The sequence below is a fragment of the Phocaeicola vulgatus ATCC 8482 genome, assembly GCF_000012825.1.
GTDB classification, from domain to species: domain Bacteria; phylum Bacteroidota; class Bacteroidia; order Bacteroidales; family Bacteroidaceae; genus Phocaeicola; species Phocaeicola vulgatus.
In genome coordinates, this window is the sequence record NC_009614.1 from 196,610 (window position 1) to 215,045 (window position 18,436).

Genomic DNA, 18,436 nt, shown 5'->3' on the forward strand with positions numbered 1-18,436 from the left:
CAGTATTTCATTAAAACATCGGTAAATAATCAGTTCACATCTAATTTATGTTCACAGATCCTTTACCGATGTTTTGAACAAGAATCTTTTAATCTCTATTTTGAAGATATAAATGAAGGAGGAAGTTCTTCTACACCCCATTTTTTGTTAGGCTTTGCCCCTAATTTCAACTCCAAAGTCCCCCCCTTAATAAAGTCTTCATGATAAAACCAACATTTATTCCACTTTTTCCCATTAAGGGAAGCATTTTGAATGTACATATTATCAGTTGAATTTCCTTTCGTTATGATTTGGAAAGTCTTTCCGGAATAATAACGATTGTCCAAATGAATAGTAACCTTATCAAAAAGCGGAGAAGTAATCTCATAAAAAGGCTTTTCCGCACAACCACCATCCACCTCAAACAGTCCGATTGCCATCAGAACACCTAAAGCCCCCATCTGTCCCTGATCCTCATCATCCCGATAGCCTCCATAGGGAGTCACATCACAATAAGCAGCTTTTACTTTACGCACCCACTTCTGAGTAAGCCAAGGTGCTCCTGCATAACTAAACAAATGAGCCATTCCAGTCCCCGGCTGATTACCATAATCTGTCCAATTGCCTTCCTTTGTTTTATTAGAACGGAAAAACCCATACGACTCACTCTTTTCGAAATTAGCATTCAATCTCTTAACATACTGGTCGGCACCTCCATAAAGTTCTATCAATCCTGCCATATCATGTGGAACATAGTGTGAATAAATAGCAGAGTTACTCTCGCAAAATCCTCCTTTTTCTGTCAATTCCAACGGATCAAAATAAGGTAACCAGTTGCCATCCTCTCCACGAGGTTGCATATAACCACTTTCCGGATTCCAAAGATTACGATAATTCTTTGACCGCTTCATAAAAAACTCATAATCCTGTAATTTCCCCATTGTTTTCGCCATCTGTGCCAAGCACCAATCCTGATAGGCATATTCCAATGTCATGGAAGCTCCGGTAGTATGCATCCCTTCAACATCTTTCCGTCCGTCAGGCACATACCCCCATTCCTCATAATATTTCATGCCACCGGAATAAGCTGTCTTGCTATGTTCATAACCGGCATGGTCGCGAATACCTCCCACAAAAGCATTTTTCCGCAAACCTTCATAAGCCAGTTCCGCATCATAATTACGAATTCCTTTATTATAAGCCGAAGCAAAAAAAGAAACAGCCGGATCACCAATCATCACATACGTATAATTTCCTCCTGATGGTCCACGGGGAATCAGACCTCCGTTTTGATACATATCTATCATTGTATTACAGAAATTATCCATAACTTCAGGATATGCCATAGACCAGAGTATGTTCAGTGACCAATGACTTCCCCACCATGCATCAAAGTTATGATGATTATACAAAGGTTTTCCATCTTCTCCCAAAGGAATTTGCCGTATGCGCGGAAAGTCGGAAGTCATATCCATATAATGTCCATCGGCATCACTGACTACATGGCGTCCCAATAAGGCATGCCACAAATCCGTATAGAGTTTTATTTGCTGTTCTCTGCTACCGCCTTCCACTTCTATCCTTCCAAGCCAATCATTCCATTCGGAAAAAGAAGACTGCTTTACTTGCTCAAAATCCCAGCCTGACAGTTCCGTTAACATATTCTTACGTGCCTGTTCTACACTGACATATGAAATCGCCACTTTCAGCATCACCTTTTCGTCTTTTTCTGTTTTAAATCGGACTGCCATACCCGCATTCTTACCTGATATTCTTTCCGGATTGCTATTAGATTCTATCCGGCCTTCGCGCCAAGATACAACCTTATCCATTGGCTTGCTCAATTGTGCATAAAAATAAACAGGAGTATCTTTAGGACGACGTCCTGTACGTTCCATCATCTCCCATCCGGCTATTTCCTTATCACTTACTTTCCAAACCTCCGAATAAGCTGTAGGTCCATGTGCCAAAAACGCTCCCGTATCAAATAAAATATAACTGGCATCACTTTTCGGAAAAGTATAACAATGAAAGCCTACGCGCATAGTAGAAGTCAACTCTGCTGTTATGTCATAATCTGTCAGTTTCACTTTATGATATCCCGGTTTAGCTATCTCTCCATCATGAGTAAAAGCCGATTGATAAGCATTCATACCCAAATGCCCTTTAAACTCGCCAACGGTAGGCATCACCGCCACACCGGACATCTGCCAATTATGAACATGACTAAAACAGCGTATTTGTTTTGAGTCATACAGATATCCTGATCCCCAAGAGTGCTCGGTATCCGTATCAGGGCTAAGGCTGACCATACCAAACGGACGACATGCCGAACTGAAAAAAAACCATCGGGAACGGTGACTGTCAACAAAAGGATTTACCAAGTCAACATAATTCTTTTTAGTCCCCGCTTCATTGAACAACAAAGAACCAAAAGCAGGCTGATCACGATCGTATCCTTCAGGACGAATCTGCCGAAGAACCTGTTCCGTATAAGGCATCTGCATCCCTTTCCGTATAACAAAATGATTGTAGGTCATTTCAAAAATCGGCATATATCTACCCCTTCCTTTATTAGATATCTCAGTCCAGTTGCTATATTTTCCTGTGACATCCTTCCACACAGCAAAAGGAACATTATACCCCAAATTATATTTTGCGACATACTCAAACCCTTTCATAAGCCGGTTATCAAGAGCCGAATATAAATCATCACCTTGTTGCCAAGCTATTTCACAAACAGTTGCCAGGGCACCTATACCCAACATGCTATGCCCCTGATCACGACCACTCTCCTGTATCTGACCGGTATCCCCACTGATATAATGAGCTATTGTTCCGTTATCATTGGCATGAAGATAAAAATCAACCGCCTTATTATACATTTCCTCATTATCCCATAAAATAGCAGCTGCCATATAAGCTTTAGTCACAATAGGTCCCCAATTCCCATTTGTATAAGGCTTACGATGGTAAAAATTTTCCATTACAGGCAAGAACACTTCCCTTATCATTCTACTGATCTCATTAAACTGAACAACTGTCATCTTTTTATAAGTATGACGCAGTATTTCAGTAGCATAAATAATCTTTAATCCTTCCAACCCCACCAACAAAGGGGCATCATTCGTTTCCGGAATTCTTTTAAGTGTTCCGGCATAGCCTAACAATAATTCCAAAGATTTCTCGGCATGAGTCTTTTCACCAGTCAAAACCCACATCAATGCATTCTGATAGACTGCACTAAAGTCTTGCTCCATTTTTGATTTTGTATGACGAAACTCACCATCTCTTGAAATGATTTCAAAAGGTCCGAAAGGCTGATAATCCGCCTGAGAACAATGATGACTTTTCAATAATTCAAAAGAACCATAGGCAGGATATTCCTTATCAGCGATTTGAGCACGCATCCGCTCAATACTTTTTGTTGTATGTAATATTCCCGGATGCACAAATTTTCGGGCCTGCATCTCAAGTCCTATACTCAAAAACAGACAATAGAAACCCAATTTCAACAGGACTGATATTTTAAACTTTCTCATAACCGCTGCTGCTTATAGTTTTTGACAGATTTTATATTTCCATCGTCAGGAACTAAACGAACTGCCCCCCCCCCGGATGCTTTCAAACAAAAGTTTAATTTCGTCTTGTTGCTCACACGATAAGTAGAAACTCTGACTTTAGTACGTGTTTTCACTGATTTATCCCCATCCGTATAAATTTCCGCTATGTAGTTCTTTCCTTCGGGCAAGAAATCCAAGCTTACAGATAAAACACGCTTCTCATTATTTGTTATCGAACCGATAAACCATTCCTCTCCTTTACGACGGGCTATAGTAATAAATTCACCGACCTCCCCTTGCAACACTTTTGTATCATCCCATGTAGTATATACATCATCAAAGAATTTCAACTCGGGTTCGTCTTGAGAATCTGATGGTTTATCATACCAATACATATATTGCAACGGACTATAATAAACTGCCGCCAAAGCCAATTGATGCGCAGGAGTGGTCTGGATAGATTTAGAACGAGGAACACCATAACTATCCTTGTCTGCATTCAAGCGACCGAAATCCTGACGATAGTAACAAATGGTATAATCCGCCGCTCCAGCTATAAACCGGGTAAAGGGAAGAGTAGCATTATGTGTTGCATCAGGAAATTCCTCATTACCTCGGATACCTTCCTGAGTCATCAGATTAGGATATGTACGACTGAACCCTGTAGGACGGTACTCATCATGTACATCAACCATCAAGCCATAATCAGCACATTTCTTGATCGCTTCATGCATCCATTTAGTCCATACTTGTGATCCCACCTGTACGAAACCAAATTTAATACCCGCTATCCCCCAAGACTTATACAACGGAAGAATCTCATCCAATTGCTGTTGTAATGCACGTTGATTAACATACAGGATAACTCCTATACCCCGTTCTTTAGCGTAAGCTACCACCTCTTTCAGGTTCAAAGCATTTATATCCGGATTTCTACGAGGGTCTAATGTCACTGTAGTAGCATCAGAAACCTTGTCATATTCAAATCCATACCATCCCGCATCAAAATGAATATATTGCAGATTGCGTTTCACGGCAAAATCGACCAAAGCTTTTCCTCCTTCTGTAGTCAATGTCACTTCACGCACCACTTTTCCGGGTTTTATCCATGAAGTATCCTTTATTTTACAAGAAGGGTTCAAATTCAGAATCAAATCATTATGTTCCAATATTTGTCCCGGTTTATCAGCACACATAATCACCCTCCAAGGAGTATGATAAGGAGCAATATCTTCTACGGGACCATACATAGCAGATTGAATCGTATTCTTTTTTTCTGTCGATAACTTGAATTTTGTACGCACATAGTCTACCACTTGCGCTTCAGCCAGACATACGTAAGGACCTTCAGGTAATGTCAAAAGCAACGGACGGTCTGATTCACCGGGCCATCCTTCCAATGGGAGAAATTCATAAGGAGTCTGAGCCCTGGATGTAAAGTAAGCTTTTGTTCCTTCCGGTAAAGTATATTCAGTAAATTCATCTGTGATCTTCAAATATTGTCCGCCGGGAAACCGATAACGGAATGCAATCCCTTCATTATACGCCCGTATATCCAAAACCAACTTGTCACGAGAATTCTGACGGTTAATGACTACCGACCAAGCTTTATACTGATCTTTTATGGTGCTACGTTCTCCATATACAGGATGCCAGACAGTATCCTGTTCGGCAGTTGTCATGTCACCTAATGACAAATGATCACGCCATATAGTATTAGCCTTAATACCCAATAAAGATGGTTTTATCGTTTCTTTAGCATTCCAATTCAAAGAATAATGCAAGTTCCCACCCTCATCACTTAAAGTAAACTGATACTTTTCATCCGGCGAGGACATCTTTATCTCTTTTGCCTGAAGGATGGATAAAGAAAATACCATCCATAATACACCTATATATAATCTTTTCATCATACTAACTATTTATACCTTGCAAAGTTATACATTTATAGCGTACTCTCTATTTTTTATGTCATTGACAGATTAAAAAACCGTCTTTACTATAGATCAACAAAAAAGGAAGAATACGCTATAAACTTATTATAATATTAAGATAATTCAATTACTCCCAACCCGGATTATTTCCTAATTCCTGACCGTTGGATAAAGTATTCAACCATGTAACAGGAATAGGACGAAGACCATATTTACTTTTAAAGGTAGCTTCACTTAATTGGGTCTGAATCAATCCACCTGTAATATTAGTGACATCCCAATTGTATTTCAAAACTCTTTCTGCCAATTTTCCTGTACGCTGCAGGTCATTCCACCGTGGTGCTTCTCCATAAAGTTCCAATGCTCTTTCATCCAATACATTGTCTAATGTAACAGTACCAACATATTCTTGCAGTCCACCTTCCGGAGCATTATTCATGGCACGTTTACGTATCTGATTTATATAGTATAAAGCATTAGAGTTATCTCCCATTTTAACAGCAGCCTCAGCAGCAATTAAGTAAGTTTCGGCCAATCGGAACAAATAAATATCACGAGTTCCATTTTCTACTGTTCCCGAACTGTTATAACGGGTATTACAATCTTTAAATTTCCAAACAGGAAGCCAAACACGTGATTTTGCATTAAAGCTTTGATAACCGGTTTTATAATAATCATCATTTCCAGCATCAGCATAAGAACCCTCAGGATAATTATAGAAAAAACGTCCACGATTATTAGCAGCCGCTTTTTCAGCATCTGTATATTGTTTATAACCACTCTCTCCGGGAACAGGGAAATAAATTACGGTATCACCCTTTGCCACATTTACCCCATTTGTACTCTCAAACCAATTTCTACCATAAGCACGTCCGTCTATAGAAGTAGCCGGGTCACCATTCAATGGACTCATAAAAGTAACTTCCGTACGTCTATCTTTCTTCCAATCAAATAATAAATAACTATATTTGGTTGGCATAACAGAAGCATAATCATTACAATAAATTGAAGAAAAGCCCAAATCAGTCCAACCTTCACGATAAACAAACAAATAGAATTCTGTCTGAATATTATTATTCCATCCTGCTCCGGCAGAAAAGTTAAGACTGAAAATAATTTCATCATTCTCTTCATTTGCCTGACGATGAACCATTGCATAATCATCCAATAATGTATGTCCGGAATTCTTAATTACATCTACAGCATCATCGTAAGCCTTTTTAAAATCATCAGCTTCTGCATAACTCTGATATCCTCGAGTCAAATAAACAAGAGAACGAAGATGTTTAGCAGCCGCTTTTGATACACGTCCATAATTCGCCGAAGTCTGCTTCATGGGAAGAGAAGAATCCATAACGTCCTGCAAATCTGCCAGAATTTGTCTGTAAAAATCAAATCCACTATCCAATTGCGAAGTTGTAGAAGGTGAGGTCGGTTCTTCCAAGATCAATGGAGCTTGCCCCCAATTTTTTACAATTTCAAAAAGATATAACGCCCGCAAGAACTTAGCTTCCGCAACCCGTTGGGCCAAGATTTCTTTATCAATACCATCAAAAATATCTTGATCCTTTGTAACTACCATAGCAGCACGACCAATAGCAGCATTTACATTTTTCAAAGACTCATATAATACCTTCCACTGATTATAGACAGTGCCATTATCATTGGTATAATCTACTGTATACTGATTTAAAGCATTGGTTGCTGTTCCGTCATTCTGAGTCCCCAAATCCGTACCAAGTTGGGTCAACAGAAAATAGTTGGTTGTATTATAAACAGATTTTAATGTGGAATAGGCTCCATTAATAAGAGACTCATATCCTTCAGCCGTAGCATAATATTCTTCAGCAGACTGGCTAGACCAATTTTTTTCATCCAGAAAAGACGAACATCCCGAAAGAGCAAACACAGATGCCAACAGGAAACCTTTAGTAAATATATTTTTTGCTTTCATACTATCCTAATTATTTGAATGATAAATTAATACCAAATATTACATTGCGAGTCATTGCATCCGATGTATTGATGCTGACATTCAACTGTTCAGGATCAACCACATCCTTTGCACAGAAAATAAATGGATTCTGAACTGTTGCATATAAACGCAAATTGCCTAATTTCATTTTCTCAAGAACCGATGGTTTAAAAGTATATCCCAAAGTAATATAAGAAATCTTAAGGAAATTACTGGAAAACATCGTATGTGACATTTCCGATTTTGCATTTCCCCATGATCCTGCCTTGCTTCGATAAGTACCCATGTTACTAGGCTGTGCAGAAGCATTGGTAGGATTTTCCGGAGTCCAATAATCTTTTCTTAAATTATTAAAATTGAGATTGTTGTTTTCCAATGCATACGAAACATAGAACTGATTTCTAGCTCTTGCCCCTGCTTGGAAAGCTGCTTGAAATGACAAATCAAATTCCTTATATGTAAATGTATTAGTCATACCACCTGTCCAATCCGGAGTACGTTTACCATCAATCACACGATCTTTATCGTCAATCACACCATCCTCATTCAAATCCAAAGGTTTATATTGACCAGGTTTACAACCATATTTAGCTGCTTCTTCAGCTTCATCCAGCTGCCATACTCCCAATGTCATCAAATTATAATTTATATCAATAGGCTGACCAATAATCCAAAGATTACTATAATCACCACTCATACCAGCTAAAGACAATCCACGGGAAGTCAAATTCTCCTTATACTGTAAATCTACAATTTTATTCTTATTATAGGCAAAATTCAAACTAGTTCTCCATGAAAAATCTTTAGTACGGATATTATCCGAATTAATATTTACCTCAAACCCTTCATTTCTAACAGACCCTACATTTGCTTTTACAGAAGAATAACCGGTAGTAACAGGTACTGTCTTATTCATAATCAAGTCTTCTGTCAAACGATTATAATATTCCACACTACCCGAAATCCGATTATTGAAAAATCCGAAGTCAAGACCTACATTATATTCTGTAGTACGTTCCCATCCCAAATCCAAATTCCGTAAATTATTGGGAACATATCCAATAGACTCACTAGAACCGAATGTATAATATTTGGCACCACTAATAGATCCTTGCGTCTGATACGCACTTACATTATCATTACCGGTCTGACCATAACTTAAACGTAACTTCAAATTACTCAACCAAGACAAGCTCTTCATAAATTCTTCTCCTGACACTCTCCATGCTACAGCTGCTGATGGAAAACTTCCCCACTTATTGCCTTCAGCTAATTTTGACGAACCATCAAAACGAATACTTGCTGTTACAAAATACTTGTCCTTATACACATAATTGGCACGTGCTAAATAAGACATCAAATTCGTTTTGGTAAAACCGGAAGAAGAAGTATTACTTGCCGATCCTCCTGCCAAATTATACCACAAAGAGTTATATGACAATCCATTACCAATTCCTTTTAACTTTTCATCTTGTGATTGCTGCATAGAGAACACTCCGGTCAAATCTACGCGATGATCCTTCAATTCAAAGTTATAATTTACAAGATTATCCCAAACCCAATCTACATAGCTATTTTTCGCATAATTACTGGTTGCCTTATTTTGCCCTTTATTAGCTTTAGTGTATTTACCTCTGTACTGGCCAATTTCTTCCAAATTTATATCCGGCGAGAAAGTGGTCTTCAAAGTCAATCCTTTAATTGGAGTTATTGCCAGATAAATGTTACTCAGCAAATTGTACTTTTTGGTTTTATTCAGTTCATTCTTCATGGTAGTTAACGCATTATACTGACCATTAGAATAAGCCCACATTTCTTCTCCTGTCACCAAATCAGTCGGATGATAAGTCGGACGCAGACGAAAAGCATCCTGTAACAAGTCAGAGTTACCCGTATCACGTACTGAATGGGTTCCATACATATTAATTCCAAATTTCATGTATTTGCTAGGTTCTACATCCACAACAGCACGCAGATTATAACGGGAATATTCTTGAGGCTCCAACATACCATCTTCAAAATAATATCCGGCAGATAAAGCATAAGTAGCCATCTCATTACCTCCGGTAGCCGATATAGTATGATTTGTCATAAAGGCCGGACTAGAAACAGCATCCACCCAATCAAAATAATTTCCATCTTGAATAGCCTTTAACTCTGATGCTGTGAAAATCTGACTATCATCCACATATTTATTATTATTTCCGGCTCTTTTAGCCTCTCGTGCCAATTGCACATATTCTTCACCAGACATCATATCGGGCATATTCGTATATTTCCTATATCCGGCATATCCACTATAATCTATTTTTACTTTACCTATCTTACCTCTTTTAGTAGTAACCATGACTACACCATTAGTAGCACGGGAACCATAGATTGCGGTAGATGATGCATCTTTCAAAATATCAATTTTTTCTATATCATCCGGATTCAGGTTAGATAAAGAAGCTCCTGGCACACCATCTACAACAATTAAGGGAGATGTACTTCCGCTAATTGTATTCAAACCACGAATCAGAATATTATATTCCCCTCCTGGTTTACTATTAGAACGTTGAATTTGCACACCTGGCAAAGCCCCTTGCATAGCTCCTACTGCATCCGTTCTACCACTTCTTATCAAATCCTGAGTAGAAACAGAAGCTACAGCACCTGTCAAATCCGATTTCTTTACCGAACCATAACCTACCACTACAACTTCGTCCAACAGCTCAGTATCTTCTTTTAGAACAATCTTGAAAGAACGGTTAGAACCAATATTCAATTCTTGAGTTTGAAAACCAACGTAAGATATCTGTAACTTATGAGAAGGAAAAACAGTCAAACTAAAATTACCATCCAAATCAGTTACAATACCGTTGGTAGTTCCTTTCTCCATTACTGTAGCACCTATTATCGGTTCTCCATTTGGATCAATAACTTGTCCCGTAATCTTCACCGTATTCTGCAATACTTCTTGATTAATCGGAGAGTACAACCCTGCACCTGTTTGCTCTGCAACCGCATTTCCTAACGGCAAACAAGACAATACCATAAGTAATAAAAATTTGTCTTTCTGTTTCATAGCATGTACTTAAAGTTTAATTTATTAAATCATTCTATTTTTCATTTTCTTTTTTTACTTATTAAACGAATCTAAAATAAAATACACTCAAAAGACAGAAAAAATATTTTCTATCACTCACATATTCAAGAACATAAATATCTATCCGTCTGTTTACGAAGAACTCCCCTAGCTATATATAGCTGATTCTCTATTGTTCTCAATGATAGGCCTAAGTTTCTGCTTATCTCCGGATTAGAAAACTCTTTTTGGAATTTCATGATAAATATCTGTTTACATTTAGGAGGAAGGGAATTAATCCTTTTCTCCACAATCACAAAAAACTCTTTTGCCAACAAATCGTTATATCCATTTATATGTACCACTCTATTTTTTTCGTTACTATAGATTTCCTCGTATCTTTGCGCTATCTGCCTATGGCGTACCAAATCAATACAACGATTATATATTGCTGCATAAATATATTTTAAGGCTGCAGCCTCAGATACAAAATAATTTGTCTGCTGAAATAACCCTATAAATACATCCTGCACTACATCTTCAGCATAAAATTCACTAGATAACACCTTGCCCGCATACCGCATAAAACAATTCTTAAATTTCTTATAAATATCTTCCAAGGCTATATCCCCTTTTTGATAAAGACTAATATCAATAGATTGTGTATTCATAATATGAACGGATTAACAATGATTTTATAAATTAGCCAAAACAGATTGTTTCTCTTTCAAACGTTTCAATCGTACCAATGCTTCCAAATAATAGTAATCTGCATAACTAATAGAAGCATCAACTTCCCATCCCTTGTTCATGTGCCCAACCGAATGCAATAAAAAAGCATCTTTTTTATTGCGAGCCTGATATGCCGGAGAAGATAGTATCTGAAGCATTTCCACAGCCTTATTCCGATAGAAAGATGCAGAATCACTATTATTTATATAGGTGGAAAGTTCCAATAAGGCAGAGGCCGTTATGGCAGCAGCCGATGCATCTTTCGGTTCACCTGAGGATAATTCCGGAGCATTAAAATCCCAATAAGGAATCATGTCTTCGGGAATACGGGACAAATAGACATCCGATACCTTCCGGGCAAAATCCAAAAAACGTACATCATGTGTTTCACGATATACCATGGTATATCCATAAATAGCCCATGCCTGTCCACGGGCCCACATAGAATCATCACTCAATCCTTGATGGGTAACTCCTTTTATAAAATGACCATCCAGCGTATCATACACCGCTACATGATAACATGAATAATCTTTGCGGAATTGATGTTTCATAGTCGTTTCCGCATGTTTACAGGCAATATCATATAAATACTGCCCCCCTCCATTCCGCGCAGCCCAAAACAAAAGTTCCAAATTCATCATATTGTCAATAATAGTATTGTGCGGCCAGTTTTCTTTTTTCACCATTCCAGGCCAAGATAAAATAGTACCCACAACAGGATTATAAAGCATAGCCAAAGAATCTGCGGCATGCAGCAATCCTTCCTTATATTCCGGTTTTCCTGTCAAACGATAACCGTTGCCCAAACTACACATCATAATAAAACCGGAATCATGACTCTTTGCTTTCCTGTAAGCCAAGGGAGCAATCATATCGGTTACTTTCCCTGCTGCTTCCCTCCACATATTATCCTTAGTATCCTCATATAAATACCAAAGGATACCGGGCCAAAATCCACAAGTCCAAGAGCCTACCTGTGTATAACGCCATTTAATACTATCTAAATCCATGGAATTAGGAATTTTATCTAACGAAGGAATAGAAACCAGCGTCCGCATAGCCTGAGACCGGCAATACGCAATTTCCGAATCAATAGAAAAATCATCAGTAGCAGTCGTTTTACACGAAAAACATCCTAGGCTAACTAAAAAGATAAAAACAAGAATAAAAAAAGTTCTGCTTTTCATAATCATATCAGTTTCTTTAATGGATAAAAATATTTTTCTATCAGCAAAATTAGAAACTGAAATGTCTTTTCAACCATTCTGTAAAGCAGGATTAATCCCAACCTACTAAATGAGACAAAAAAGATCATACAACACTATGAATCAACAAATTGCATAATAGAAGAAGAGAGTTCCAAAAAAATATGGAACTCTCTTCTTCTATCCAATCACTAGAGTAACGCCTCTATTCCAAACGCTACTCAATAAATATCCCATGTTCCTTTATATATTCGGCAGGTGACATTCCCTTAAACTTCTTAAACGAACGGAAAAAAGAAGTACGAGAACTGAAACCACATTGTTCCGACAAAGAAACCAAGGTATATCTGGAAGCAGACTTATCCTGTATTCTTTTTATGAATTCGTCTATCCTATATTTATTAACATAATCCGTGAAACCAATATTCATAAACATATTCAACACTTGGGACAACTCTCCAGTATTACATTTCACCACTTTTGCCACATCCTGCAACTTTAAATCAGGATTCAAATATAACCGATCTTTCTCCATACACTCATTCAGTTTCCCAATAATGAGCATGGCCGTTTTCTCTTCCATCCTTGATTTTTGATATTTTTCTTTCCGATTTTCTTCGGATGATTCCGTCTTTTTATTTATATATTCCTTCATTGTGCGATACTTCCCCAATAACCCGGAGTAAAAATAAATAAGAATACAACAAACGACTACACTTAACACCACAATCCATCTTATAAAAGGCGTATTTCCGGCAACAACCACCCTTACCGCTTTTATTGCTGCAGGATTGGAAGCCGCCCTGACCCTAAACATATAATCGCCAACAGGAAGTTCTGTATAAGAAACCTGATTTCCTTTCATCAAAGTTTTCCATTCCTTATCATATTCTTCCAAACAATACTCGTATAAATCCGTATTCTCCACTGCATAATTCAAGGCTGAGAAAGTGAATGAAATATTATTATCATTTACAGACAGAAACACCTCATCTATAAATGGAGCAGAAACGGGCATTAATGTCTCTCCCGGGCACAAAGGTCTGCCTGCGACTGAAATGGAAGTAATCACGGGAGGCTGGACCTCTTTTGTTCCTATCTCACTCCAGCTCTTTGCCGCATCATAACAGACCAATCCGCATTCATTTCCCCACCAAATTGTATTATCATCCGTTATCTGTACCGGAGAATTAAAAATATATCCGGGAATGCCATCGTATAACGAAAAAATCTTATGATAATTTTCCTCTTCCTTTATATATAGTAACCCCCTCTGAGTAGCAAACCATAATCCGCCGTTCTTAGGATCTTCCACTATGCTCATCACAGAATTATTCGGTAAGAAATCATCGATCGTGATGTGTTCAAATGTCGTAAAAGACTCATCTACCTTAACCACCCCCTCCTTATCATCACAAAACCACAAATTCTTCTTTTTATCCTCATAAATGAATCGTACACTTTTAGTATATGGTAAAACATGCTCCGGAAAAACATCCGATTTAAATACCCCAGCAGCCCTATCATACATAAAAACGGCCCCTCCTGTGCCCAGCCACATCCTGCCCTTCGAATCTGCCTTCAATGAAAAAACAGAATTAACTGACAAAGAAGAATTACGACTGTTATAAACCTCATATTCCCCTGTCAAATGATCATATACATACACACCTTTGGAACTGCCGATCCATAATTTATTGTTTCCATCCCTTTCATATCCATTAAATGACCCTTGCATAAAACATTGATCTGATTGAAAAAAGGAAAGTTCACCCGTATTCCTGTGAAGCAAGTACAAGCCCCCTCCATACGTTCCAATTAAAAAATCCCGATTGAAAGGTTTTACAGACAAAATTATATCCGAACGCAAAATGGAATTCCGATGTGTATAATGCCTTATCCTTTGTTCCGTTTCAGAAATATAATAAAGTCCGTCACGAGTGCCTATTACTTTTTTCCCATCTGCATCCACCCAAAAAGCACGTACATTCATATTATAAGAATTAAAAAGCTCTGGATAAGAATAAACAGAAAAGAAACTTCCATGAGCTGGAGTATAACTTAATCCGCCCATGTAAGTACCTACCCAAAGCATATCATCCTCTTTCAATAAAGAATAAACTGCATTAGAACAAATAGCATCCGCATTCGAAGTATGCTCTATAGCCGATAACTCTTTTCCTGTAGACGCACTGATTATTCTAATACCGCTTCCATTTGTTCCCACCCATATCTCATCATTAACAGTAATGATACTTTTTATATATCCATTTTCCACTTCAGGACAAATAGAAAAAGCCGCCTTACCGATATCAAAAACAAGCATACCACTGCCGGCCGTTCCTAAATATAGCTTTTCTTTTAAAAGAGCCAGACAGGAAAAATAACTAACAAATTTCTCATCATCCTGATATGTATAGACTTTCGATTGACCGGTTTCAATATTATATTCAATCAAACCACCTTGTGAAGTCAGCCAAAAAGTATCTTTATATCCTTCAACAATGCCAGTGATAAAATTGATAGAAGACAAAGCATTTGACCCGAAAAGCACCTTCCTGAAAGCACTCTCTTGATAGATAAAAAGTCCATGAGTGGTTCCAACCAGCAATCGACCTGTCTGGCTTACAAAGACTGATCTAACTTCCAACGATTTTGTATCTAAAGTGACCGATTCCACTTGGTCTGTTTTCCTATCGAGTTTCCATAATCCTTTATCTGTACCCACCCACAAATAAACAGAATCTGTTTCGGCTATGGAAAAAATGGTACGTCCTGAAAACTGAAGAAAACTTTTCACATTGATACCGTCAAAACGATCTAATCCGGTCTGGGTACCCAACCAAATAAAGCCTCTTTTATCTTTATAAATAGTATTAATAATATTGTTAGACAGGCCGTCTGAAATAGTAATAGTACGAAAAGTTAAATTCGGAAGGTCAACGGCCGATAAGGATACAGGTAGCCATAATAAAATTACCACCCTAAAATATAATCTATATAACCACAAATTCCCTTCCATATAGGATGCGTTTTTCATAATTCAGCAAAAACTACAACTTTGATTGATTTGTATCTACAAATCTACATAAAATTATTCAAATGTGATTCTATATGAAAAGAAAAATAAGTCCAATATAAATAAAAGAGAAACAAGATATCCATGAAACAAATTCATAAATACCTTGTTTTGTGTAGCGGGACCCGGGATTGAACCGGGGACCTCATGATTATGAATCATGCGCTCTAACCAGCTGAGCTATCCCGCCATCGTTTTTTTAAAAAGACCGCCAAGAGTGGAAGCCTCTCAACAGTCTAAAATTGTTCATTGTAGCGGGACCCAGGATTGAACTGGGGACCTCATGATTATGAATCATGCGCTCTAACCAGCTGAGCTATCCCGCCATCATTTCTCAATTGCGGGTGCAAAGATAGAAAGTTATTTTGAATTTTGCAACATTTCAGAGAACTTTTTCTTGTAAAATTCGTTTTTTAAGAGAAAAACAGCTTAGTATATGGCTAATAAATATTTCAAAAAACATAGCATTTATTATGGCAAATAAGAAAATTTGGCTTAATTTGCCACCGAAACTTTAAAAAGCTAACCTATGAGAAAAGAAAAAATTCGCTTGGAGTACATGTTGAAAGCCGGATCCGGTAACATCGTATGGTCTATTATCAGTACTCCATCCGGCCTGGAAACATGGTTTGCAGACAAGGTGATATTCAAAGACAAAGTATTCACCTTTTATTGGGGAAAAACAGAAACACGGCAAGCTGAAGTTACAAACTTCCGGGTTAACAGTTTTATACGCTTTCGATGGCTGGATGATGAAGATCCTAAAGCCTATTTTGAATTGAAAATGGTCTATAACGAACTAACCTCTGACTATATGCTGGAAGTGATTGACTGGGCAGCCCCCGATGAAGTAGAAGATACGAAAGAACTTTGGGATTCCGAAATAGAGAAGCTAAAAAGGGTAAGTGGACTGTAATTCTATAAAAATATGCAAAACTTGTCTTTGCTCTCCGTTTTTTATGCTATTTTTGTGCCTTGATAGTTGCACAAAATGAAATAATGCTACGCATAAAAAAATTAGATATATTTATCCTAAAGAGCTTTTTGATGCTCTTTATAGGTACTTTTTTCATCTGTCTCTTCATCTTCATGATGCAATTTTTATGGAGATATGTAGACGAGTTGGTTGGAAAAGGATTGGAAATGAGTGTTTTAGCACAATTCTTCTTTTATTCTGCTCTGACCTTAATACCTTTGTCCCTACCTTTGGCAATTTTATTAGCTGCCTTAATGACATTCGGTAACTTTGGTGAAAGATATGAATTGCTGTCAATGAAAGCAGCGGGTATTCCCTTATTGAGGATCATACGTCCACTGATTATTTTTTGTACTTTCCTGTGTTGTACCTCGTTTTATTTTCAAAATGTCATAGCTCCCAAAGCGCAGATCAAACTGCTTACTTTACTTGTATCCATGAAGCAAACTTCACCAGAACTGGATATTCCGGAAGGTGTATTTTACGACGAAATTGAGGGGTATAATATATATGTAAAACAGAAAGACCGTGAAACAGGAATGCTAAAAGATGTACTGATCTACAACTTTTCAGATGGGTTTGAAAACGCTCACATTATATGGGCTTCCGAAGGAAAAATGGAGATGACAGCAGACAAACAACATCTTTATCTACATCTGTATAACGGAGAACAGTTCGAAAATCTGAAATCGCAGACCATTTCATCCAATAATGTCCCCTATCGACGTGAAACCTTCAGAGAGAAACATACCATTATCGAATTTGACGGTGGATTCAACATGGTAGATGGAAGCTTTTTAAGTGACCGTTCGGACAGCAAAAACATGATTGAAATCAGCCAGTCCATCGACTCACTGAACCACCGTGCCGACAGCTTGGGAAGAAGTATGTATAATGAAATAAAAGCCTCGACTTATCGCAATATCGTATTATCGAAAACAGACTCCGCAAAAATAGTTGAAACAAACAACAAAATCAATGTGGACAGCCTGTTCAATTCCTATACTTTAGCTGAAAAAGATAAGACACTGGGTAGTGCGGCGGATCGTACCGAGGCACTGGCCAGCGAATGGAGCATGAAAAGCTATCAAACTACAGATGCGGACAACAATATCCGGAAACACGAAGCCGACTGGCACAAAAAAATCACCCTCTCTCTCAGTTGTTTGATTTTCTTTTTCATCGGTGCGCCTTTGGGAGCCATCATCCGCAAAGGAGGTTTAGGAATGCCCGTAGTGGTATCCGTCTTAATTTTCGTAATTTATTATATCATTGATTCCGGAGCTACCCGAGTAGCAAAAAGCGGTGAAATGAATATGGTATTGGGCGTGTGGATGAGTACCATTGTATTGGCACCTATCGGAGCCTTCTTTACTTATAAGTCAAATAATGACTCTGTGGTATTCAATGCCGAAGTGTATATCAATTTCTTCCGTATGCTGCTAGGTCTGCGCCCCTCGCGCCATGTATTCAAAAAAGAAGTTATTATAGAAGATCCGGACTATCCACGTATACAAACGGAATTGGAGAAACTATGCAACATCTGTAACGAATATGCCATCAAGCATAGACTGGCCGATGCACCTAATTATATCCGCATCTTCGCCAATAAAGGACATGACGACGTCATAGCCGATATCAGTGCCAAAATGGAACTACTCATAGAAGAATTATCCAACAGCAAAGATGGAGTATTACTGGAATACTTAAATAAATATCCCATTTTGTCCACCAAAGCTCACAAAAGTCCGTTTGACAACCAATGGCTTAATTTACTTGCAGGAATCATTGTACCAATAGGCCTGTTCTTCTATTTCCGCATTTGGCGGTTCAGTATCCGGCTGGATAAAGATTTAAAAAACATAATCAAGACCAACCGTGAAATTCAAGAAAGAATAAACAATAAATCATTTATAATTTGAC

At 37.9% G+C, this 18,436-nt stretch carries 9 protein-coding genes and 2 tRNA genes; 2 read left to right on the forward strand and 9 right to left on the reverse strand.

The window, feature by feature from the left end; genetic code table 11:
- Nucleotides 1-95: 95 nt before the first annotated feature.
- The 9 genes from BVU_RS00670 to BVU_RS00710 all read right to left on the reverse strand — a co-directional run bounded on the left by BVU_RS00670 (nt 96) and on the right by BVU_RS00710 (nt 15,863).
- Nucleotides 96-3,521 carry a GH92 family glycosyl hydrolase gene (locus BVU_RS00670; protein ID WP_005843101.1) on the reverse strand — a complete coding sequence of 1,142 codons (3,426 nt, stop codon included), beginning with the start codon at nt 3,519-3,521 and terminating at the stop codon, nt 96-98.
- A complete protein-coding gene (locus BVU_RS00675) occupies nt 3,518-5,452 on the reverse strand; it encodes a glycoside hydrolase family 97 protein (RefSeq protein ID WP_011964629.1) in 1,935 nt (644 codons plus the stop codon). Before BVU_RS00675 ends, BVU_RS00670 begins: the two co-directional genes overlap by 4 nt.
- 151 nt (nt 5,453-5,603) lie before the next feature.
- Nucleotides 5,604-7,430: a RagB/SusD family nutrient uptake outer membrane protein gene (locus BVU_RS00680; RefSeq protein WP_011964630.1), complete on the reverse strand. Its 1,827-nt coding sequence runs from the start codon at nt 7,428-7,430 to the stop codon at nt 5,604-5,606.
- A 10-nt stretch (nt 7,431-7,440) separates the two neighbouring features.
- Complete coding sequence (locus BVU_RS00685) at nt 7,441-10,518, reverse strand: SusC/RagA family TonB-linked outer membrane protein (RefSeq protein WP_005843104.1); 3,078 nt, start codon at nt 10,516-10,518, stop codon at nt 7,441-7,443.
- A gap of 125 nt (nt 10,519-10,643) precedes the next feature.
- Nucleotides 10,644-11,189 carry an RNA polymerase sigma-70 factor gene (locus BVU_RS00690; RefSeq protein WP_005843106.1) on the reverse strand — a complete coding sequence of 182 codons (546 nt, stop codon included), beginning with the start codon at nt 11,187-11,189 and terminating at the stop codon, nt 10,644-10,646.
- Nucleotides 11,190-11,213: 24 nt separating this feature from the next.
- Nucleotides 11,214-12,440, reverse strand: coding sequence for a glycoside hydrolase family 88 protein (locus BVU_RS00695; RefSeq protein WP_011964631.1), 1,227 nt, complete (start codon nt 12,438-12,440; stop codon nt 11,214-11,216).
- A gap of 235 nt (nt 12,441-12,675) precedes the next feature.
- A complete protein-coding gene (locus BVU_RS00700; protein WP_005843108.1) occupies nt 12,676-15,480 on the reverse strand; it encodes a two-component regulator propeller domain-containing protein in 2,805 nt (934 codons plus the stop codon).
- A gap of 173 nt (nt 15,481-15,653) precedes the next feature.
- Nucleotides 15,654-15,727 (reverse strand) — tRNA-Met (locus tag BVU_RS00705).
- 62 nt (nt 15,728-15,789) lie between these two features.
- Nucleotides 15,790-15,863: transfer RNA gene (locus BVU_RS00710), tRNA-Met, on the reverse strand.
- A gap of 203 nt (nt 15,864-16,066) precedes the next feature.
- On the opposite strand from BVU_RS00710, the gene BVU_RS00715 reads away from it, so the two are divergent.
- Nucleotides 16,067-16,453, forward strand: coding sequence for an START-like domain-containing protein (locus BVU_RS00715; protein WP_005841901.1), 387 nt, complete (start codon nt 16,067-16,069; stop codon nt 16,451-16,453).
- Between the two features lie 83 nt (nt 16,454-16,536).
- A complete protein-coding gene (locus BVU_RS00720) occupies nt 16,537-18,435 on the forward strand; it encodes an LptF/LptG family permease (protein WP_011964633.1) in 1,899 nt (632 codons plus the stop codon).
- The last annotated feature ends 1 nt before the right edge of the window (nt 18,436 follow it).